A 21,627-nucleotide genomic window follows, 5' to 3' on the forward strand; every position below is an offset into this window, starting at 1 on the left:
TAATATTGTAATTATAATATATAAATTAGAAATATCTATGAAAACAATCTTAAATTTACCTTAAATAATTAGACTGTTGTTATCATTTCTGAAAGTAAACTTTTAAATATTAGTTTACTTTCAAATCCCCGAAACCATTGTCTTTCCGCCAATTCCCCTAATATCCTCAATTTATAAAACGAAATTATACATTCAAAAGACTATAAACAAAGGGATTAAAAATCCCTTTGGATATATTCAGTACAATAACGTATGAATCCATCACAAAGAAAAGAAGCTAACAATAAATTGTTAACTTCTCAGCATGAGGAAAAATAGTACCTTTCCTTATCTTCTACTATCTAGATTGTGATTTAATATTTGTAAGATGTGCATCAAACATATCAATTATTTCAAGAAATCTATCAGCTTCACGAAAAACATGGTCTGCTAATAATGGATGAATGATGCTCTTTATTTTACATTGCTCAATTAAATCACGTGCCGTTTTCTTAAAATCCCGAAGAGATGTGACTGACACACGATTTTGATCTAAAAATTGATCTAAAAGAGGAACTGTTTGCGATTGAGGTTTCATAGATTCTAAGTCAATTGCTTGATACATCAATTCATCGAAATCATTGCTAAAATTCCGGGCTGTATCTACAAGCTTTCTTTCCGATGGATCAAGAAGATGACCAATAAATTTAGCATGGTCTGCCATAATCCTTAAAAAGAAAACATTTTCTTTAATAATAGCATCAGGAAGAGCATCTAATTTACCTTCATTTAATTCAATTAAACGTCTTCTAAAATAATCAGCTTCCCTACTTGTATGGTCAACTAACAGTGGAAAATTATTTTGTCCTGGCAATTTACATGTGAGAATTAATCCTAGAATTTTTCGTTTAAATCCCCAAATATTAGTTGCAGCTTGTTGTACTTCTGAATTAAATCTTTTTATTTGCCCAGGATCTGTTTCATTTGTATAGGAATACGCTATTTGTTCGATATGTTCAAACAATCGATAAAATTGATTAGCCTCTTCAATTAATTGGGTATCCTCACATCTAAACCCCAATCGAAGAAAAAAGGAATGCTCCTTCATGATTCTAGACCAAAAACGAATTTCATTTAATGATCGCTCAACAAACATTACAGACGTAACACCCGTATCAGGATGTAATGAGGTTTCATCCCTATTCATTCTTAATCCCCCCAGTAAATACTAAACTAGTTCCATTCTTATGAGGAGGTACGTATATAAATACCATCAATAAAAAATCATGATAAATCTTGTATACATGTAAAATTAACCTAACCTATCATTATCGATAGCCCCTAAAAGCCCCCTCCTTATCTATCTTTATATAAGAAGGGGGCTTTTTTTTCTATTATTAAACAATGAATTTTTCAGTAAACTTACTAATTTAATTATTATTTCTATAATCGCGATCATAACATTCAATATTAGAAAAACTATGTTTGCCAATGAGGAAAGAAATGAGAATTTACATTTTTAATGCAAATCTGATGTAATGTTAAGGACAGAATTCTTCAGTAATTCCATGTTTTTTTAATGACTTTCCTGTTGTGATTTGTCTCGCATAATCTCTTGTCTTTCATGCTAAATGCATTTATAACAAAACTTTTCGAGCTGGTCCAATTGTTGAACAAAAAAGTACTCTACAAAATAGATCTTTTGATTAAACTTTTTACAAATTATCAATCTTTATTATTAATGATCAAACTGATTTATAAATTATCGAACATTACTGTTGTTGGTTTAAAACAAAGTTTGATTAAGAAAGTGCCACAAACGTTGATTTTATAATAGAATAAACCCTTTTACTTTGAAAAAAGATTGATCAAAATAAGAGGGCTACGTTTTTCTATATAATTCATTTGTAAAAAGACAATAAAGCTATTATATTTTAATACCAAAAACAAGCATAACCCCGTTCTAAATTTAAGACGGAGTTAAAATATAGTTGTTTAATCTTCGATATAAGATATTTCACTGTACTCAAAAATATAACAATAAAGTCGTTTGAAAATCTAAGATTTCTTCAACTGTGGCGCCCGATAGTTGAAGAAGGTTCATTCTATCCCCTTAATCCCCAATATTTTTCAGGAAAATAATTATTTCGTCTATATAATTAAATATATGATTGGACTTTATGATAATTCAACCTAAAATTCTATTCCATATTTTTTTTAGATGCGTAATCACCGTAAAAGTAAGAGTTATCTAAATCATCATATTTAGGAGTAGCAATTATGGTATATTTACCATTTTCATCGACTTCAAACAAAGCTACATTATTATATTCCCATCCCACAAAATGATCTGGATTTGAATCATCTACTAACATATCTATGTTGTATATCCCTTTTGTTAATACCCCACTTTTTTTAAAGTCCTCAATTAGATCTTTGGCCTTTGGAATAGGATGTTTATTTTTATTCATGTCAAATCCAAATTGAAAATTCACCACGCCTACATACCTGATATTATAATTTTTACGTCGGGGATCACTTGGTATTAATGTAGGTAAAAGTCCAGTAGTATCAATCTTTTGAGTCTTTTTAAAATCACCAAGTAGCTCTTGAGAATTATTTATATTTAACTTAATGTTATCGTAAGGAAAGATACGAATAGGGTTATGCCCTTCTAGGACAACTTTATCAGGATATTTCACTAACCCATATTTTTTAATGATCTGTTTCATTACTTGAACTACTTCTGGGTGTTGCTCAATATATGCACCCTTGAATTGTTCGAGATAGACATCGTCACTATCATCTTTTAAGATTTTCAAAGTATCTCTTTCAATCATTAAGAACGGATAAGCACGATACGGCTTTTTCATTTCTACATAAGTTTGATGGCCAATCCCTCCAAACCAATTATTATCTGTCTGAATAACAGAAAACTCACCTTGTATTCCATAGTTTGTTTTTAAATATTCTTGTATGGGTTGATTCAGTTTATCTTTAGGGAAATAACATCCACTAAGAATTAGGAATGATGTACTTACTAAGATGACTTGAATCAATCTTTTAATACTCTTCATTTTCCAAACTCCATTTCTTAAATTTTAATAATATTATAACATTTCCCATTCAACTAAACTGTCACTTTGGCTTAAGTACACTTCTTTACAATCTTAACGAAACAATTAATAAAGTCGTTTAAAACAACTTTATTATGTTTTAAACGACTTTATTGAATTTAAAACAACTTTATTATCTCTGTACATCATTTTTACAACAGAGTTTGATTACAATTTTTATCAACACTACATCTTTTTTGTAATCTAAACTAACAAGAAAGATACTTTCTTTATAAGAATAATATAGCTACCGAATTGTCGACTAGATACCTAGCAAAAACTATCATTATCAATGCATAATCAAAAAGTAAATTTAGCGAAAAAGGAATAAAGATGTAAAGAAACTTTAAACCACTTAATCCGTCTTTCTTTTATGTAAATATGGTAATAATGAAATTACCCCAAGGATAGCTAAACAAGCTCCAATCCATAGCGGAGATACAAAACCATATCCTTTACTGATTCCAAGACCACCTAGTGACGAACCAATAACAATACCTAGCGTAATAAAAGAGCTATGAACGGTATTTATCATCGTTCCATTACTAGCTGTTTTCATGACTCTCGCAACCATAGCTGGATTCATTGCTACACCAGTTAAACCAATAAAAACAGTAGAAATAACGGCAATATATTTATTTTCTGCTCCTAAAGCAAATAAAGACAACGCTACGATTAATATAATTAATCCACCCATAAGTATTTTCATTGTAAATTTATCAGCGAACTTGCCAATTATTATATTCCCAATTACCGTCGCACTACCATAGAGAGCAAGTAAATATGGAATACTTGTGCTTGAAAAGCCTGTAACATTTGTAAAGATAGGAGTGAAATAACTAAATGCTGCAAACGTACCACCAATAATGAACATACTTGTTACGTACGCTGCCCAAAGATGAATATTTTTAAATCGCAGAAGTTCGTCTTTCCAATTTAATTGCTCTTTATTTGAAGATGATGGTAACAACCATTGGATCATAATTCCTGATACTAGAACAAGAACAGAAACAGCCCCAAAGCTAATACGCCAGCCATAATATTGCGAAATAAAGGTTGTTATAGGTAACCCTAAGACAGTTGCAATCATTAAACCTGCAAGTACAATCGATGCTGCTTTACCCCTTGAATCAGAGTGAACCAATGTTGCAGAAAAAGAAATCGCAACTCCAAAAGCTGAAGCTGAAGCGATACCAGTTATAATGCGTGAAACCAGCATAATATCATAGTTCCAAGCAATAGCTCCGATTGATTGACCAATTAAAAATACAAACATTAAAAATAATAATGCTTGTTTACTGCGTATTCGTAAGAGAGTTGCAGTTAAAATAGGGCCTCCTATCACCATTGCTCCTGCATATGCTGTAATTAAATACCCAATAGACGATACAGGAACCTGAAATGCAAGAGCAAGTTCATTCATCATACCTGCAACCATAAATTCTGATGTAGTCATACAAAAGATTGCTAAAGCTAATAAATAAATAATCGATGGCATAAAAACACTCCTTATTTATTATTGTAACGATTAGTACAAAAATAGTACAAAAAAAGAGCGCACTAAGCGCCAAAAATAGACTCCATTGTTCCTTTTATAACCTGTTCAGCTAACATCCGATTTTGCATCGATACATTAAGAACACGGAATCCGTAATAACTGCTTAAAAGCAGACTAGCTAATTCCTCAGCTGATTGCTTCTTTGAAATTTCACCTGTTTGCAATCCTTCCTCCATCACTGTTTCAATAGCTTGTTTAAGAAGCTCAACATGCTTTGAGAAAATTTCTTGTACCATTAAATCGTTTTTAGCACGTTCTACACTGGCATTAATCAATAAACATCCTTTTTGATCAATATTCTCAAAGTCTTCCTTCAATGCCCATTCAAAAAAATTACTTAATCGTTCTTTAACTGGAATTGGAGTATCTAACAATTTCTTTTGTTCCCTAATCCCAATTTCATGGTAGCGTTCTAACACTTGTTTATACAGTTCATGTTTACTACCAAAAGTATTGTATAAACTTCCTTTTCCAATTCCTGTATCACTGCATAAATCTTGTGTAGAACATCCCTCATATCCTCTTATCCAAAATGTTTTCATTGCAACATCTACAATTGAGGAATAATCAAACTCTCGGGGTCTGCCGCGTTTATTCAATCGTATCCTCCTCTCATTTTAAAGATAGCATTAATAGAATACTATTTTTGTACCGAACGGTCAATAAAATTGTTTTATTGTTACTTTAAAATAAAATTGTTTTATTGTTACTTTAAAATAAAATTTGATTATTTTAGATTACGAATTTATTCAAATACAAGTCTTATTTGAATTAACCATTTTATCAAACTTTTTTATAAATGATCAATCTATTTTACAAAGCTACAACTGTAAACCCACAGTAGTTGGAGGAAGGCTGATGCTAACAAATGATACACCTCCAGAAATATGAGAAAAATAAAAAATAGCCTCTTTGAGACATACTGTCCTAAGAGGCCATTCTTATTAGTCTTTATTTTAAATCAACAGTTATAAAGCGATTATATATGGCTTAAGAAAATATTTACTCTGCTTTCTTAAATGTAAGTGATTTACCTTTTGTTTCTTTTACTAACATGATACATGAAATTGAAATAATACTAGAGATAACTAAATAAATCGAAATTGGGATAGAACTATTAAATTTATTTAGGAGACTTAGTGAAATTAATGGTGCCAATGATCCTGCCAAGATTGGTGCTACTTGATAACATAAAGACAAAGCTGTATATCTGATGTGCGTTGGAAATAACTCTGTCATTAATGCGGAGTATGGTGAATACGTCATTGATTGTATGAATAAACCAATAGTAATGGCAGTTATAATTAACCAATCATTTCCTGTATCCATCATTGGAAACCCGATAAATCCCCAAAATGCAGTTAAAACGGCTCCTGTCATATAGATTGGCTTGCGTCCCCACACATCACTTAAGTGTCCCATTAAGGGGATGAGGAAAAAGTGAATTGCATGAGCACCAAACATTAATAATAAAATTTGTGAAGTATCTTTATCGACAACAAGTTTTAAATAACTAATGGAGAAAGTGACAACTATGTAGTATAAGATGTTTTCCGCAAAACGAGCTCCAATACCAGCAATAATCGCTTTTTTATGGTCTTTAAGCACTTCTATAACACCTAATTGTTGTTTTTCTAATTGAGCTTGTTTTTCTTGTGACTCTTTGAAAATAGGGGCATCGTCTACACTTTTACGAATCCAAAGGCCAATTAGGACGACAACAGCAGAGAACCAAAATGCTACTCGCCAACCCCAGTCCATAAATTGCTCTGGGCTTAGATTTTTAGATAAAAGTAACAGAATAATTGTTGCTATTAAATTTCCTAATGGTACGCCTGCCTGTGGCCAGCTTGCCCAATACCCACGTCTATCACTAGGGCTGTGCTCAGATACTAAAATAACAGCTCCACCCCATTCTCCGCCGAAAGCAAATCCCTGAATTAAACGTAAAGTAACGAGTAAGATCGGAGCCCAATATCCAATACTACCGAATGTCGGAATACATCCCATTAAGAAAGTCGTTATTCCAACGATAATTAAACTAAGCTGTAATAAATTTTTACGCCCAAATTTATCACCATAATGACCAAAAACAAGTCCGCCGATAGGTCTAGCTATAAAACCTACCGCATAGAGAGCAAATGCAGCCAGGATGCCGTCAATAGCACTTCCCGTTTGTTGGAAAAATAATTCTCCAAAAACGAGAGCAGAAGCGGTACCATATAAGAAAAATTCATACCATTCAGCCACAGATCCAATCATCGATGCAACAACAACTTTTTTTAGCTGCTTATTATCTGTTTTCCCCATGTTTACTCCCCCAAAAAAGCAGATTCATATTATTATGAATGAACGTACCAAATTACTTTTGTCCGCACATATTGTTCAAAAGCTTCTAATCCATTGTCTTTGCCACCAAAGCCAGATTGTTTAAAACCGCCAAATGGGGTAGTAATATCCCCTTCACTAAAACCATTCACAGAAACAGTCCCAGCTTTAATGGCACGTGCCACGCGCATCGTCCGCTGTACATTTTGGCTATAAAAAGAAGCAGCTAACCCGTAAGAGGTATTATTGGCAAGTGCAATTGCTTCTTCTTCCGTTTCGAACGTACTAACTGCTAAAATCGGACCAAATACTTCATTTTGGAACAAGGTCATGTCAGCGGTTACATTTTCGAAAATAGTTGGTTCTATGTACCAGCCGCTACCCACATCACTGTGAATGTTCCCTCCAGCGACTAAGCTCCCCCCTTCTTGAAGCGTACTATCCAAAAACGATTTCACCTTATTAAAATGTGCTTCTTCAATCATGGGGCCAATGGCAACTGACTCGTCCATCGGATTACCCAATTTCCAGTTTGTTAAGCCAGACTTTAATTTTTCTAATAAGTCCTCTTTGATAGATTCATGCACGATCAAACGGGAACCACAGCTACAGTTTTCACTCATATTCCAAAAGGCAGCTGATAAAATATGCGGAACAGCCGTATCCAAGTCAGCATCTTCAAACACGACTTGTGGGCTTTTTCCACCACACTCTAAAACAATTTCCTTAAGGTTACTTTCTGCTGAATATTTTAAGAAATACCTGCCGACTTCCGTTGAACCGGTAAATGATACAATGTCCACATCCATGTGACGCCCTAATGGTTCGCCTACTTTTTCACCTAAACCACACACTAAGCTTAAAGCGCCTCTTGGAACACCCGCTTCATAAGCAAGTTCAATCATACGGTAAGCACTGAGTGAAGTTAATTCCGCCGGTTTCACAATGACAGAATTCCCTGCAGCTAATGCAGGTGCCACTTTCCAAGCAAACATTTGAGCGGGAAAGTTCCAAGGTAATACCGCACCAACAACGCCAATCGGTTCAGTAACAATCAAGCCCAAAGCATCTTTACCCGTAGGAGCGACTTTGCCAAAGAGTTTATCAATCGCTTCAGCGTACCAATAAAACGTATCGATCGTTGCTGGCATGTCAGTATTTAAACATTCAGTAATCGGTTTTCCAGCATCTATACAATCTAAGGCAGCCAGTTCCTCGCTATGTTCTTCGAGCAATTGTGCCCAGCGAATCATCACTTTCTTACGCTCATTAGGGGATAATTGACTCCAAATTCCTTCTTCAAATGTCTCCCTCGCCACTTTAACAGCCGCATCCACATCCCGCTCATCTCCATCAGCAATGTAGCCAATGAAGCTGTTATCGATGGGAGTGCGATTTTCTAATTTGTCGGCAACACTCTTAAAACCATCAATTAAGTTGCCGGCCCATAGCTTTCCTTCTTTAGCAAGGGCAAAAATTTGTTCTCTTGATACAGTCATTTGTCTCTCCTCCAGATTATTTATTAAAGAAAGCTAAGAATGTCGCCTTTTCCTCTTCTGATAAATCAGATAATGGGAGTCGTACCGCGCCGACGTTGATCTCACCTTTCAGGCAGCCTAGTTTGGCTTTTTGGTTATAGTTTCCAGATTCCATTGAATGAATAGCAGGGTAGATTTCGCGCATAATTTGTCGAGCCTTGTCCCAGTCACCAGATTGCGTAGCATTAAACATGGCAACTTGCTCTTCTGGGAATACATTCCCTGCACCAGCAATCCAGCTTTTCGCACCCCAGAAAAAAAAGTCTACAGCTTGATCATCACAGCCACAAATCACTTCAAAATTCTCAAATGGGGTTTGTAGCAAGCGTAAAGCACGACTAAAGTCACCACTACTCTCTTTAATAGCGACGATATTCGGATTTTTCGACAGATGCACCACAGTGTCATACTCAATTTCAATGCCAATGCGAGCAGGAAAATTGTACATGATAATCGGTAAATCGGTTGATGATGCTACAGTTTCATAATGGGCAATCACACCCGTTTGATCAGGCAAACTATAAGGAGTCGGTGATAACATTAAGCCTTCATAGCCCAATTCTTTCGCTTGTTTGGCACGTTTAACCGCTCCTTCCGTTGATAAATCATTAATACCTGCAATTAAAGTTATGCGGCCATTAGCCACTTCTGCCACAGTTTTTAAAACGGTTTCACGTTCAACTTCGTTTAAAGCGTAATATTCGCCAGTCGTTCCACACACCACTAAACCAGTAACACCTTTATCAATAAATGTGTTAGTCAATTGCTTTAAAGTATCTACATCTAAACTTTTATCATTTTTAAACGGGGTCACCAACGGAACTAAAATACCATGAAAATTCATCCTCATTCTCCTCAAGTGTTTATTTTTTTAGTAATAAAGTGAAACTTTAATCAGTGGGCTTTTGTCCATCCCCTACTGATTATTAGCCCGACTCCCACCTACCTTTTTCCTCTAGCCGATTTTTGAGGTGGGAGTTTTACCGCTCCACAAATAGTGGGATAAATTACTTCAATTTAAAATCATTTTTGAAGTGACACTTCAATTATTTACGATAATAACACACCGAATTTCCATTGTAAACGGAATTTTCGGAATATTCTTTAGAAAATACTCTTCTTTTTTGAGCTATTATCACTTACTATTTAAGTGACACTTCATTTCAAAGTGAATTTTAGTTGATCGATTTCTTGTTATCGTTCTTTAATTAGGGCTAATGTGTTATTCTTATGAACATGTGCTCCTTATATTTAGGCTTTGGACAAAAGTACCAAACCTAAATATAAGGGGTTTTAATATAGCTAATCAGTTCAACAATCTATAAACTAACCATTAAAATATATTTATTCAAAAATATCTTAACTAACTTTTTTATTTTATCGTGAGGTTACATACAGCACCTTACTAAATAAAGTAAAACTTTAATCAGTGAGGGCTTTCTTCCTCCCCCACTGATTATTAGCCGGTACCAATCGGGCGCCCACAAATAGCGGGATAAAATTTCCTAGAATAGTAATCATGATTAATGTCAGTAACGGGAGTGGAGAAAAGTGAACGATTTAATTGGAGTAAAAATAAAGAGTTTGAGAAAAGAGCGTAAGTTAACATTAAAACAAATTGCTGATCAGACGAATCTTTCAATCAGCTTTTTATCACAAGTCGAACGATCAAAATCATCCATAACGCTCGAATCATTGAAAAAAGTTTCTGAAGCACTCGGTGTCAATCCCAGTTACTTTTTTTCAGAGCCAGAAAAGCAGACAACACCAACAGTTATGAGAAACATCATTAGTAAGACGAACACTCTACATAACCAATTTTTTTATAGGGATTTAGCGGGCAACATTGAAAACCCACTATTTAATCCTATTTTAGTTTTGCTTAACCCAGGTGCTAAAAAAGAGGAATCTTATTCACATTCGGGGCAAGAATTTCTATACGTTCTAGAAGGAAAACTGACGATTATCATTGACGAAGAGGAGCATGTTTTGACTCCTTATGATTGTATTTTCCTAGATTCAACAACACCACACAATTGGGTAAATAAAACAGATTCAATTGTAAAATTCCTTTGCGTTTCAAGTATTCCTGTGTAAGTTTCAACAGGTTCATTAGACATGATCCTTGAGGTAGCTGCGAGTCATTCGTCTGAATCACTCACACCCCATCGCCATCAAATTCAGATATCTATTGTTCTCCTAAAACAAAAAAGCTATCTTAGTATATAAACTAGGATAGCTTTTCTATTTAATCGTCTTTCTTGTGAATAATTACAATTATTCACGAGAAAGAATAGAATCAAATTGTACTTTTACTTGTCAGACTTAATTTTTTCGCAATACTCTTCTAAAGTTAAGCCATTTTCTTTTATATAAGTAGCAACTTCTTTTCCTACATAACGATAGTGCCATGGCTCATACTTAATGCCAGTAACATTCTCTTTATCTTTTGGATAGCGGAGAATAAATCCATACTCTGCAGCATGCTTATCTAACCATTTGAATGCATCAGTAGTTTCAAATTTTGCATTTAAATCTTCCACAGTATTCTGCCATTCAACTGAAATAATGTCTAATGCTAGTCCAGTGTGATGTTCACTTGCCCCAGGATACTGAAGATATTCTAATGCCTTAGCACTAGCCTCTTCATCCGACAACCCCTGAGATTTATAGCTTTTAACTGAAGCATCATAATAAGTTTGTTGTAATTTTATAGCTCGATAACCTGACCTTAAATAAAGATTGATTCCATCTTTTTTTGCAGCTGCTACCATATCTTGATAGGAAGTTGCAATTCTGCTATCTATTTTCATATTGGGCTTAGCATTTTGGGTGATACTTGTTAATTCAATCCCTAGCTCCTGTGATAGCATATGTTCTCTATTTACAAGAATAATTCTCCAATCATTAGGATCAGAGATAGGTAAAACCTCTTTTTTATTCGTATTTATTTCATTTTTATTGTTATTGTTATTAGTTGCCTGGGATATTTGTTTTCCACTACAAGCAGCTAAACTCCATCCCACTGCCAATACTAATACTAAAATTATAATTTTTTTAATTGTATCTCATTCCCTTTTTATTTATTAGTCTTTATACCAATTTCCCAACACATCTCTAGGAATATCCTTGAAATCCTTCAAAGAAACGGGGCCGACAAATTCATTAATTCCATGTTTTTTAGAATTTTCATCCGAATAATCTTTTAAAAATTGAATTTCAAACTGTTTCTTACCATCAGCATAGTCGGTTACTGTTGGTACGAATGCAGCTTGTCGTATACCAACAGTTTCATCTTCATACTTGACAAATTGTATATAAGATAGTCCTCCAACCAATGTTTCTAATTTTTCTTGAGCAGAAATAAGATTTCCAAGAGAATAATAGATTAGCGTTTGATGTCCATCTTTATTTTGTTTCCACTCAACTGGCTGAATTACGTGTGGATGATTTCCAATTACTACATCTACACCTAAATCTGTTAAATATTGCGCAACTTCTTTTTGTTGCTTTGAAGGTGTAAAGGTATATTCTACTCCCCAATGCACCATAACAATCACCATATCAGAGTTTTTCTTTGCCTTTTCCACATCATTTTGTATCGCTTTTTTATCCATTAAATTTAATGCCCAAGACTTATCACCTGGGATTTTATTTCCATTCGTACCATATGTATAATTAAGTAGCGAAAAGCGAATACCATTTTTTGTAATCGTTTTTATTTCATTACGTTCTTCTTGACTCTCATTAATGCCTAATGGGATAACATCCGGATATTTCTTCCAGTATTCTCTTGTATTCATAACACCTTTGATACCCATATCCATAGCGTGATTGGTTGCTTGAGTCACTATATTGAAGCCAGTGTCCACTAAAGATTGACCTACTTCTTCAGGTGTATTGAAAGTAGGATATCCCTGTACTTTTAGATTATTTCCTGCAATTGGAGTCTCTTGATTCACTATAGCAAGATCACTTGATTGAACAGCACCTTTTATATTTTTATAAATATAGTGATAATCATATGAACCGTCTTTTTGTTTGCCATCTGCAATTACTGCGTCATGATATAAATTATCACCAGTTGCCATTAAATTCACAACTGATTCTACTTTTTTATCTTCACTAAAATTAGGAGCCTGTTGAATAGGACTATTGTCTACCCACTTTGGTGCTTTTAATGATTTATCTATATTTGATTGAGCCGGTGTTGCTGAAGCTTTAGATGTCTGAACATCTGTATTATCGCAAGCGGTTAAAAGCACTAAAAAAATAAGACATAATAAAAAAAACTTTTTACTTCTTTGTAAATTATCTAACATGTGATCCTCTTTTCTGTTTTATTACTTATAACCAGTTCTAACAAATAACTTTTTAAAACAGTGTATTTTGGTTTTGCACTTAATTATGGAAGGGTTACATCTGCTTCGGAATATGCGGATAATCATTTTCCAACTTCTAACAATCTATCGATTCCATCAGAATTAATAGTTTGCTAGAAAAACATTATCTACTAGGGTATCGACTAGATTCTAATCAACATCCTCCAAATATTGAATTTGATATACCTGTCCCAATTGTAGTAACTAATTAATCTAAGCAAGAGGACGCCTCCTCTCTTGCTTTACGTTTGTGAGTGGCTCCAAAAAGAGGGGATCGTTGCCCTACCCCCTTTAGATATTGTCGAACCTTTATAATTAATTCCTTTAAGTTGAGCGACAATCATTATACCGATAACAACAAGTAAGACCCAAGAACTAATTTTACCAACATCCGAAAAAAGTAGCAATGTTTTCTGCGATCCATATAAAGAAACCAATTAGGAGAAATGAAAAAGGAAGTGGCGTTATCCTTATCTTGCAATTGATAAAGATGGTGTAGCTCAAGTATTAAAAAAGTTAATTTGTACTATTAACAACAGTTAAAAGAATAGAATGGTTACTTCCTATAACGAAAATTATGTGAATTTGTAATATTATCAAACGAATATACGATGATACCGTTACATTGCTATAAAGCTAACAACATAAAATACCACGTAACATTACAAGAGTTACGTGGTATGCGAACTATGAAAAATTAAATTTTCACTGATTGTTCTTCTTGATAAATAATTTCACCATCAATAATAGTTGTTTCTACTTTTAAATCTTTAATTTGGTTTGGATCGACATTTAAAATGCTGTCATTTAATATAACTAAATCCGCCAACTTTCCGGCCTCTATACTTCCTTTTATCTCTTCTTCAAAACTCGCATAAGCGCCATTCCATGTATATAGTTTAATAGCTTCCATTACACTTATAGATTGATTCGCACCAAAATCCGTTCCAGACTTGGTTTTTCTATTTACGGCAACATGAATTCCTAACAAAGGATTGTAGTCAGTAACTGGCGCGTCCGATCCACCTGCTGCAATGATGCCACGATCAATAAAATCACGAGCAGCGTACATGTGGTTAACACGCTCACCATAGTGCCGGTTATAAATTTCTCCAAATTCATATGGGAATGGAGGATTTGGAATTGGAATCACCTCGAGTTTTTTCATTCTCTCTTGTAAATCTGGTGAAGAAATTCCCGCGTGTTCGATTCGATGACGGTGGTCTTTTCTTGGTGATTCCTCAAGCGCCTTTTCTACACAATTTAAATACATTTCAATTGCTTTATCACCTTGTGCATGTACAGTGATCTGATAGCCTTTTTTATGAGCTTCACCTAAAACTTGATAGATTTCTTCCTCACTATAATAAAGAATACCAGAATTGTTAGAGTCACTAGAGTATGGCTCACGTGTTGCAATTGTAGGCCCAGTGCTACTTCCATCTGTAAACATTTTTGCTGGTCCAACTTTGAATCTCTCATCTCCGGTACCAGTTACCACACCCGCTTCGACCATTTTATTAACAAATTCATGGGAGTTATTTATTTGACATATCATTGCGTATATTCGGACACGAATATCCCTACTCTTCACAGCTCGTTGTAGTAAACGAAAACTCTCAGGTCCATCTCCACCTGCGTCATGTATACTTGTTATGCCAGCTGCAACGAAATGATCTGATGCAATTTTCACGGCCTTCATCATTTCACTTTCTGTATAGCTTGCAACCTCGCTCATCCTCATATTTACCGCTTCAATTAACTTTCCTGTAAGCCTTCCTGCCTGATTTTTTTCAATTATTCCCCCATTAGGATCCGGTGTGTTCTCATTAATTTGCGCAATTTCTAATGCTTTGCTGTTCACCACGCTTATGTGATGACAAGTACGGGTTATAATAATAGGGTGTTCAACTGAAATTTCATCCAGCTCAGTAATTGTTGGATAACGCTTTTCCTTCACAGCGGTTTCATTAAAGCCCCAAGCACGTATCCATTCACCTTTTGGTGTCTCTGATGCCTTCTTTTTCAGATCCTCTAACAAAGCATCGATAGAATCAATATGTTCAGCTTTACAACTGACAGCCAACTGATTTAGTCCATAAGAAATGAGATGAAGATGGGAATCAATGAATCCAGGAAGAAGCGTTTTTCCTTGTAGGTCAATTACATCCGTTTTTTCTCCTATAAAACTCTTAACCTCCTGATTTGAACCAACAACTGCGATACGATTATCTTTTATTGCTACAGCTTCGACTACTGTATTCTTTTGGTCAACTGTAATAACTTCTCCATTGATTAATACAACATCAGCTTTCATAAACTCCGCCTCCGCTCTTTCTGAATTACACTTTTTGAGTGATTCATTCCGTATTTAAAGCGATCTCTCTCAATTTGCTCTTCCGCTTTTCAACAAGATTTAGCAATAATTAGTTACAGTTGGGATATACATTCTTTTATTGTTTTCACAATAAAAGTAAAGTCTTCCTCTGTGATGCTTAATGGAGGAGCAAGTTGCAAAATATTATTATAACCTGCAACAGTGTCACCATTTTTACCAATAATTAGCCCTTTTTCTTTACAAGCATTGATGACTTTGTTCATCTTTTCAATCGTAGCAGGTTCTTTTGTTTGCTTATTTTCTACTAGTTCAATGCCTAAAAGAAGGCCCTTTCCGCGAACATCTCCTACGTTTGGATGCTCTTTTACTTCCTCTAGTTCGTATAACAGTCGTTCACCCAATTCTTTGGAACGCTCAATGAGTTTCTCATTCTCCATAATTTCCAAATTCTTTAAAGCTAAGGCGCAAGCAGCAGGATTTCCTCCGAACGTATTCACATGGCGGAAGCGATCATAATCTTCACTGCCTATGTATGCTTCATAAATCTCTCGTCTGACTGCTGTTGCTGACAATGGAAGATACGCACTTGTAATGCCTTTTGCCATTGTAATGATATCTGGTTTGACGCCATAATTCATAAATCCAAACGGCTTCCCTGTCCGGCCAAATCCACAAATCACTTCATCACAGATAAGCAACGCACCGTGCTTCTCGCAAATGTCTTTTACTTTTGCCATATATCCATCAGGAGGCATTAAAATTCCGCCCCCAGTAATAATTGGTTCCATAATCACACCGGCTACCGTTTGGCTTAACTCCCATGTCATGACCCGATCGATTTCATCAGCACTTGCCAGTGTATGAACATCATCTGGATTACGATACGTATCAGGCGGTGCTACATGCAGAAATCCTTGACCCAGTGGTTCATATTTATATTTCCGCTGCGCTTGACCCGTTGCTGCAAGAGCCCCCATTGAGTTACCGTGATAAGCGCGATAGCGTGAAATAAACTTATAGCGTCCATGATCACCTTTTTGTTGATGATATTGACGAGCAATTTTAAACGCTGTTTCATTCGCTTCTGATCCACTGTTAGAAAAGAAAATGACGTATTCATCATCAAGCCATTCATTCAATTTTTCTGCTAATTTAATGGCAGGAACATGACTTTGTGTCAGAGGGAAATATGGCATTTCTTCAAGCTGTTCAAAAGCAGCTCTTGCAAGCTCTTTTCGACCATACCCAACATTCACGCACCAAAGACCAGACATCCCGTCTAAATAACGGTTTCCATCAATATCCGTCACCCATGCCCCTTCTGCTTTTGTGATAATTAAATTCGTTGGACTAGGGGCAGCTCCTCTCATTGCATGCCAAAGGTACTTTTCATCTGCTTTTTTCAAACTTTGTGTTTGTTCTGTCGCTTGCACAATCACCAACTCCATTCTTTTATGGTTTCACATCACTCTATCAATAACGAGCCGTAAGCATTTTCTTGCGAGTATAGAATTCTACGCCATCTTTTCCATTTGCATGGAGATCACCATAGAAGGATTTCTTATAACCTGAGAATGGGAAGAATGCCATTGGAGCGGGAACTCCAAGATTGACCCCAAGCATACCTGCATCAATATCTTCACGGAATTCACGAATGGATTTCGCACTATCGGTGTACAGGCACGCACCATTTGCGAATGGCGATGCATTAGCAACATGAATCGCTTCCCTCAAGTCTTTTACACGTACAACAGAAAGCACCGGTGCGAAGATTTCATCCTGCCAGATTTTCATTTCCTGTGTCACATTGTCAAAAATCGTCGGGCCAACAAAATAGCCTTGGCCATTTGCCTCATCGTCTTCACGTCCGTCACGAATAAGTGTCGCTCCCTGCTCTACACCGGATTGAATGTATCCGAGCGTCCGCTCTTTATGTCCTTCACGAATAACAGGACCAAGGAACACACCTTCTTCCAAGCCATTACCAATCGTAATTGCATTCGCCTCTTGAAGCAGTCTACTAACGAGCTCATCTGCAACGCCTTCTTCCACGACAACAACAGCCGCCGCCATGCATCGTTCACCAGCTGAACCGAAGGCAGCACTTGTAATTTCTTTCACTGCAGAACTAAGGTCCGCATCTTTTAATACAATCGAATGATTTTTTGCACCTGCAAGAGCTTGTACACGTTTGCCGTTAGCTGCTGCCGTTTTATATATGTACTCCGCCACAGGTTGAGAGCCAACGAAAGATACAGCCTTCACATCCTCATTGTCAAGAATGCCATTCACGACGTCATGTGCACCATGCACAATATTTAGCACTCCATCTGGAAGACCTGCTTCTTTAAACAGTTCAGCTATGCGATTCGCCAGCAACGGTGTTCTTTCAGATGGTTTTAATACAAACGTATTTCCGCATGCAATCGCGAGTGGAAACATCCAGCATGGAACCATCATCGGAAAGTTAAATGGTGTAATTCCTGCGATTACTCCGATCGGGTAACGATACATCCCTGATTCAACACCAGTAGCAATATCAGGAAGTTGCTCTCCCATCATTAAAGTAGGTGCGCCTGTGGCAAATTCAACACATTCAATCCCCCGCTGTACTTCACCGTAAGCTTCTTTATAACCTTTTCCGTTTTCCAAGGTAACGAGTTTCGCTAACTCTTCCCAGTTTTCAATCAATAACTGTTGATAGCGAAATAGAATTCTAGCACGCCGAGGCACAGCGACCCTTCTCCATGTTTGGAATGCTTCTTTCGCAGTTGCTACAGCTCTATCTAAATCTTCTTTCGTCGAAAGTGGTACACGAGCAATAATCTCTCCTGTTGCCGGATTTGGTACATCTTCAACTTGTTTACTTGTGGACTCTATCCATTGCCCGCCAATATAGTTTTTCAACGTTTGTACATTTTTCGTTACTACCATGGTGAAACCTCCTATTTTAAGTTAACCGTCTTATGAATACACTCACGAAAGAAAGCGCATTCATAAGACGGTATGTAAACTTATTCGCATAAAATCCTACTACATTTCTTCAACATTACTAATCTGAATTTCTTTTCCATTGCATACGCAGGATCAGTCATCTGATTAGCATTTGTTCACTCCTCAGTTCACATTATTTTAGATTAATCTCATAGTTCATTTTATAGTTCTTTTTCAAAAACACTGGGCAATCCCATTCACAAACAAGATCCTTATCCAAGGAAACGATCCAGTCCTTTGTAATATGATACTTTTTTCCATCAACAGTAATAAACACTTCACCGTCTGTCACATAGAAAACTTCCTGTTCTTCTACATGCCACGTACCTTTATTCGGTTCGCCTACCCATGGTTCCCATGTGTAGACACCTAGTTGCTCAGCTTCTTCCACTGTAAGTTTTTTCGCAATAAACATGATGACCCACTCTCTTTCTTTTTCGTAATTTTGACGGAATATGCTCCTATAAATCTACTGTTTTAACATTGGTATCTGTATTAACATTGGTATCTTTTAAACGTTTGAACTCTTTTCTCATAAAGTATATGGCAATGAGAATACCTGGAATTTCTGCAGCAGGACCTGCATACCATACACCTTCCACACCCCAGAATTTCGGGAAAATAAATAGAAATGGGAACAAGAACAACAACATTTTGCTAACACTAATAAACGTTGCGATCCAATTTCTCTCTTGTGATTCGAAATAACCGGAGATAAGTAAACTGACTGCATTAAGCATAAATAAAGAATTGAATACAACTGTCGTCCAAATGCCCAGTTTCTGCAATTCAGGATTACCACCGGAGAAAAATGACACAATTGGATCTGCAAAAATGATTAGTATGGCTGTCACAATCACAAAGAAAGAAACTGTAAAAATGAGCCCCATCTTAATTGCTTGTTTCACACGATCAAGGTTTCCCGCACCGTAATTATAACTAATAATCGGTTGAAGTCCTGTCATCCCACCGAGCGCTGCTAAGGCGAGCAAATTTGTAATATAACCGTTTTGAATCGTGAAAGCGGCAACGTGCAGCCCACCACCGTAACTTTGTAGTAAGTTGTTGAAGATAATAATGGCAAAAAACATCATGAACTGACTTGAGAAAGAGGCAAATCCCGTCCAAACTACTTCACCAATCTTCTTAAAATTAATCAGCATATCTTTCATTTTCGGCTTAAGTTTTGTTTTACCAAACCAGAAATAAAAGATTAGGAGAACAGGGATTGATTGCGAAATCGTATTGGCCCATGAAGAACCCATCATCCCCATGTCATACTTCGTTACCAAAATCCATTCTGTAACCCCAGCAACAACCGCTGCGACTAACCAACTGTTCATTGATAATCCAGGTTTTTCATCAATATTAGTTAAAATACTTAATACAACGGCCAATATCGTTAATGGCAATGAAATCCATAGTAGTCGGCTATATTGCACCGCATACGGAAGCGCTTCATCACTTGCTCCAAATAGAATCATAATATCATTTTCAAAGACCAATCCAAGTACAGCTATCAAAGTAGAAAGGAAAAGAGTAAACCATAAAGTTTGTCCCATAATACTTCTAGCTTCTTCTATCATCCCTTTCCCCAGTCGAAGTGAAATGACCGCTCCGGCTCCCACACCCAAAAGAACACCAATCATACGGGTAATAACCATGACAGTAAATCCAATTCCGATCCCTTCGATTTCCAGCTCCTGAAAGCCACTGACGAAATAGCCATCGATAACCGATACAACTCCTAGAATTACATTGGCCATAATTCCTGCCAAAGCAAACCGTAAATATAGTAACGGAATACTTTTGGTTCCAAGCACTGAATCATCCACCGGCTTATTCATTTCTTCTGGTTTCTCTATTTTCATGAGCATATCCCCTTACAAATAATTTATATAGCAAGTTAAGCTCAATTAATTCGCATACCAACCTACAGGCTTGGCATGCTGGTGGATATTGATTTGCTTCGTTTCCATAAAGTGCTCCAGCCCATCAGCACCTAGTGCTCTGCCGATTCCACTTTGCTTATATCCGCCCCAAGGACCTTCAACATAAGCAAGATGATAACTATTAATCCAAGTAATTCCCGCCCGCATTTTACTAATAACACGCTTTGCCAGATTCATATCTTCAGTAAATACTGCACCTGCTAATCCATAAATGGAATCATTCGCTTTTTGGATGGCATCTTCCTCATCTTTAAATTTCTGTACAACAAGGACCGGACCAAAAATCTCTTCCTTAACAATACGCATATTCGCATTTACATCAGCAAAGATTGTTGGTGCGATGAAAAATCCTCGATCAAGCCCATTTTCTGTTAAGCGATTACCACCACAAACTAATCTTGCACCTTCTTCGATTCCGCTATTGATATACTGTAAAACTTCATTCATATGAGTCTCGTTTGTTAGGGGCCCCATTTCAATGTTCTCGCTTTCCCCGTTTCCAACTACAATTTTGTTCGCACGCTCGGCCAATCTTTCAACAAACTTATCGTAAATGGTCTCTTGTACAAGTAAACGGGATGCCGCTGAACAAACTTGCCCAGCATTGTGGAAAATACCAAACATCGCATTATCAACTGCAGTTTCAAAATCCACATCGTCGAACACAATAAGTGGAGATTTACCACCAAGTTCAAGTGTGATTTTTTTCATATTACCCGCAGCTGCGCGCATAATACTTTGACCTGTTTTTGTTCCACCAGTAAAGGCAATTTTGTCAACCTCATGGCTCTCTGCAAGCTCATTCCCAACCTTTGAACCAGATCCCAGTACCAAGTTTGCCACTCCATCTGGAAGTCCAACCTCTTCGATAATTTCAAACAGTTTGAATACGCTTACAGGAGTGACTTCAGCAGGTTTAATTACAATTGTATTCCCTGCAGCGAGTGCAGGAGCAATTTGCCAAACGGCTAACATAAGCGGGAAGTTCCAAGGTACAATAAGTCCACAAACACCAATTGGTTCATGAATAATCACTGTTTCCGAAGAATCCTCGCGAGTGTAAGATTCCTTTTTCATACCTTTAATCAAGTCAGCATAATAGCGGAAGCATTGAATCGATACTGGAATATCCACAAAGGTCGTCGCCCGAATAACCTTACCGTTATTTTCCGTTTCCAAACGTGCAATTTCAGCTGTCTTCTCTTCAAGGCGGTCTGCAATCTTATATAGATAATCAGCTCTTTCGTCAGCCGATAACTCCGACCAAATGCCGCTGTCAAATGCTTTACGAGCCGCCTTAATTGCTATCTTCGCGTCATCTGCTGATCCATTTGCAGACGTTGCGATAACCTCTCCTGTTGCAGGATTGATAATGTTTCGTCTAGCACCCGATAATGCTTCTACCCATTTTCCGTCAATAAACATGTTAATTTCCATAAACT

16 protein-coding genes and 1 pseudogene are annotated in these 21,627 nt (G+C 36.4%); 1 reads left to right on the forward strand and 16 read right to left on the reverse strand.

Going from position 1 to position 21,627, the window contains the following annotated elements:
* Positions 1 to 337: 337 nt before the first annotated feature.
* The 7 genes from COI75_RS03980 to dapA form a co-directional block, all read right to left on the reverse strand.
* Complete coding sequence (locus COI75_RS03980) at positions 338 to 1,186, reverse strand: DUF2935 domain-containing protein (RefSeq protein ID WP_001078040.1); 849 nt, start codon at positions 1,184 to 1,186, stop codon at positions 338 to 340.
* A gap of 994 nt (positions 1,187 to 2,180) precedes the next feature.
* Positions 2,181 to 3,056 (reverse strand): hypothetical protein, encoded by an 876-nt coding sequence (locus tag COI75_RS03985; RefSeq protein WP_000836001.1) that lies wholly within the window; start codon positions 3,054 to 3,056, stop codon positions 2,181 to 2,183.
* Between the two features lie 394 nt (positions 3,057 to 3,450).
* Positions 3,451 to 4,593, reverse strand: a complete 1,143-nt coding sequence (locus tag COI75_RS03990) for an MFS transporter (RefSeq protein WP_001139230.1) — start codon at positions 4,591 to 4,593, stop codon at positions 3,451 to 3,453.
* 62 nt (positions 4,594 to 4,655) lie between these two features.
* Entirely contained in the window at positions 4,656 to 5,252 is a 597-nt protein-coding gene (locus tag COI75_RS03995) for a TetR/AcrR family transcriptional regulator (protein WP_001042186.1), read from the reverse strand.
* Between the two features lie 403 nt (positions 5,253 to 5,655).
* Entirely contained in the window at positions 5,656 to 6,963 is a 1,308-nt protein-coding gene (gene abaF, locus COI75_RS04000) for a fosfomycin efflux MFS transporter AbaF (RefSeq protein WP_000520551.1), read from the reverse strand.
* 32 nt (positions 6,964 to 6,995) lie between these two features.
* Entirely contained in the window at positions 6,996 to 8,480 is a 1,485-nt protein-coding gene (locus COI75_RS04005; RefSeq protein ID WP_000218786.1) for an aldehyde dehydrogenase, read from the reverse strand.
* A gap of 16 nt (positions 8,481 to 8,496) precedes the next feature.
* Positions 8,497 to 9,363, reverse strand: coding sequence for a 4-hydroxy-tetrahydrodipicolinate synthase (gene dapA, locus COI75_RS04010; protein WP_001009071.1), 867 nt, complete (start codon positions 9,361 to 9,363; stop codon positions 8,497 to 8,499).
* Between the two features lie 707 nt (positions 9,364 to 10,070).
* Between dapA and COI75_RS04015 the strand changes: the two genes are divergently transcribed.
* Positions 10,071 to 10,616, forward strand: coding sequence for a helix-turn-helix domain-containing protein (locus COI75_RS04015; RefSeq protein WP_000998748.1), 546 nt, complete (start codon positions 10,071 to 10,073; stop codon positions 10,614 to 10,616).
* A 215-nt stretch (positions 10,617 to 10,831) separates the two neighbouring features.
* Here the strand turns inward: COI75_RS04015 and COI75_RS04020 are convergent, their stop codons facing one another.
* The 9 genes and pseudogenes from COI75_RS04020 to COI75_RS04055 form a co-directional block, all read right to left on the reverse strand.
* Complete coding sequence (locus tag COI75_RS04020) at positions 10,832 to 11,566, reverse strand: M15 family metallopeptidase (RefSeq protein ID WP_080013174.1); 735 nt, start codon at positions 11,564 to 11,566, stop codon at positions 10,832 to 10,834.
* A gap of 39 nt (positions 11,567 to 11,605) precedes the next feature.
* On the reverse strand, positions 11,606 to 12,841 hold the full coding sequence (locus COI75_RS04025) for a CapA family protein (RefSeq protein WP_000886546.1): 1,236 nt from the start codon (positions 12,839 to 12,841) through the stop codon (positions 11,606 to 11,608).
* 302 nt (positions 12,842 to 13,143) lie between these two features.
* Positions 13,144 to 13,363 (reverse strand): annotated as a pseudogene (locus tag COI75_RS26770) (DUF817 family protein); the annotation flags it as partial.
* Between the two features lie 235 nt (positions 13,364 to 13,598).
* On the reverse strand, positions 13,599 to 15,218 hold the full coding sequence (locus COI75_RS04030) for an amidohydrolase (RefSeq protein WP_000642578.1): 1,620 nt from the start codon (positions 15,216 to 15,218) through the stop codon (positions 13,599 to 13,601).
* A gap of 113 nt (positions 15,219 to 15,331) precedes the next feature.
* On the reverse strand, positions 15,332 to 16,687 hold the full coding sequence (locus COI75_RS04035; RefSeq protein ID WP_170958503.1) for an aspartate aminotransferase family protein: 1,356 nt from the start codon (positions 16,685 to 16,687) through the stop codon (positions 15,332 to 15,334).
* Positions 16,688 to 16,712: 25 nt separating this feature from the next.
* The gene (locus tag COI75_RS04040; protein ID WP_000261831.1) at positions 16,713 to 18,173 is read right to left on the reverse strand and encodes a CoA-acylating methylmalonate-semialdehyde dehydrogenase; all 1,461 of its coding nucleotides are present in this window, start codon (positions 18,171 to 18,173) and stop codon (positions 16,713 to 16,715) included.
* A gap of 193 nt (positions 18,174 to 18,366) precedes the next feature.
* Positions 18,367 to 18,648: a cupin domain-containing protein gene (locus COI75_RS04045; protein ID WP_000469221.1), complete on the reverse strand. Its 282-nt coding sequence runs from the start codon at positions 18,646 to 18,648 to the stop codon at positions 18,367 to 18,369.
* A 46-nt stretch (positions 18,649 to 18,694) separates the two neighbouring features.
* The gene (locus COI75_RS04050) at positions 18,695 to 20,104 is read right to left on the reverse strand and encodes an MATE family efflux transporter (RefSeq protein WP_000687670.1); all 1,410 of its coding nucleotides are present in this window, start codon (positions 20,102 to 20,104) and stop codon (positions 18,695 to 18,697) included.
* A gap of 45 nt (positions 20,105 to 20,149) precedes the next feature.
* Positions 20,150 to 21,622, reverse strand: a complete 1,473-nt coding sequence (locus COI75_RS04055) for an aldehyde dehydrogenase family protein (protein ID WP_000405153.1) — start codon at positions 21,620 to 21,622, stop codon at positions 20,150 to 20,152.
* Positions 21,623 to 21,627: the final 5 nt, after the last annotated feature.

Source organism: Bacillus cereus (assembly GCF_002564555.1).
GTDB classification, from domain to species: Bacteria; Bacillota; Bacilli; order Bacillales; family Bacillaceae_G; genus Bacillus_A; species Bacillus_A cereus_K.